General features: G+C 71.6%; 2 protein-coding genes. One reads left to right on the plus strand and one right to left on the minus strand.

Annotated features, from left to right (window positions below):
• Window positions 1–189: 189 nt before the first annotated feature.
• A complete protein-coding gene (locus AC13HU_RS37055; protein WP_328465032.1) occupies window positions 190–891 on the minus strand; it encodes a GOLPH3/VPS74 family protein in 702 nt (233 codons plus the stop codon).
• A 252-nt stretch (window positions 892–1,143) separates the two neighbouring features.
• Between AC13HU_RS37055 and AC13HU_RS37060 the strand changes: the two genes are divergently transcribed.
• The coding region (locus AC13HU_RS37060) for a hypothetical protein (RefSeq protein ID WP_483046395.1) at window positions 1,144–1,470 on the plus strand (327 nt) is incomplete at its 3' end.

Raw genomic sequence — 1,470 nt, forward strand, 5'->3', positions numbered from 1 at the left:
GCACGCCGCCGCCCCGCGCGCCACAGCGGCTCCCGAACGCCTTTGGCCCCGGGCGGGATTCGCGGTCGCGGTGCACACTCCCGCCGCAAGGCCCGGAGGGCACCGCCACCGCCATGTGTACGGGCAGCAACCTGATGTGTACTGTGTGTCGCGTGAACGACGTATGCTGTCGGCCTGCCGTCGGTCAGGTCACCGGGCTCCTGCCCGTGCCATCCCGCTGTGCCCCGCGGAGCGCTGCGCCTGGGCCGGCGGACGCTTGGGCTGTGCCGCCACCCCGTTCTGCACATCCATGACGGCGTGCGCCACGAGGCCGCCCATCGGGTCGTACCTGATCAGGTCGCGCAGGCGCGATCGCGATGACCGGCCCTCGTTGCCCGGGTACAGGTGCTTGCCGAGGCCCACGGCATGGGCGAGCGCGGCGAGCGCCGCGGTCCGCGGGTCCGGCGGCACGCCGGTGCGGATCGCACTGTCCAGCCGGGACCTGATCTCCCGGCTGACCGCGCTGTCGGTCGCCTGGTACCGAGTGGTCGGCAGCACCCCGCACATCTGACCCGGCACGGCATGCACCATGCCGCACCGCTCCAGGTGCGCGAGATACGTCTGGCGCAGCCCCAGTCGGGGCCCGCCGATCCAGTGGACGGCGCGCACCGGGCTGCCGCGGCGTCGCAGCAGTTCGAGCGCGGAGTCCAGAGTCGGATCTCCTGTCGGCCGTGGGTGCACCACGGCTATACGATCCCCGTCAGGGGCTATCCGTCCGGCCAGGGCCAGCTCGACGAGCTGCGCCCCGGCGAGGCCGAGGTCGAGCGACTGCGGCTGCGCCGTGGTCCCGGTGGTCGGGTCCAGGGCGAGCAGCAACAGCTCTTCCGGGATTGTTCTGCGGCTCTTGCCCATCCATGCCTCCCCGCGTGGATGAATGACAGGGTGACGCCTCTCACACCGGCCTGTCGAGAGCGCCTTCGCCTTATCGACGGGAACCGGGTGGTATGTCGTTCTCGTCTACGGGGTGGATGGGGTGTCGCAGACGGGCTGCGCGCCTGTCGCGGGACACTTGCCAGTGCGGTCGAGGACCGGTAAGGGCGCCGTCTATGGGCGTTTTTGCCCAAGCTTGTGCATGAGTCATCACGATGTGTGGAGGAGGTCTGCGTGGCGGGCGACGCCCCCGGCAGGGAGCAGCAGCACGAGACGTCGGGGGAGCCGGGTATCCACCCGGCCACAGATCCGAGGCTGGCGGTGTTCCGATTGCCCATGGAGGCGCCAGAAGTGCGGGTGACCGAGGGCGGCCCCGAGGAGCAGACGGCGGGCGACGCGGCGGACGCACCGCCCGCGCACACGCAGGACGGCATCGAAGATCCCAGCTCGGAGCCGCGATCGCAGCCGGATGCCGACGCGTCCGCGGAGTCGTCGGACCGGCCGTCCGGGCGGGCGCGCACGGGTGCCGTCGCTACGTCCGACGACGTAGTGACCGTGGAC

The sequence above is a fragment of the Streptomyces sp. NH27 genome (assembly GCF_056859195.1).

Excerpts from the sequence above, each read along its gene's own strand:
- AC13HU_RS37055 (WP_328465032.1), bottom strand. The coding sequence starts at position 891 with ATGGGCAAGAGCCGCAGAACAATCCCGGAAGAGCTGTTGCTGCTCGCC.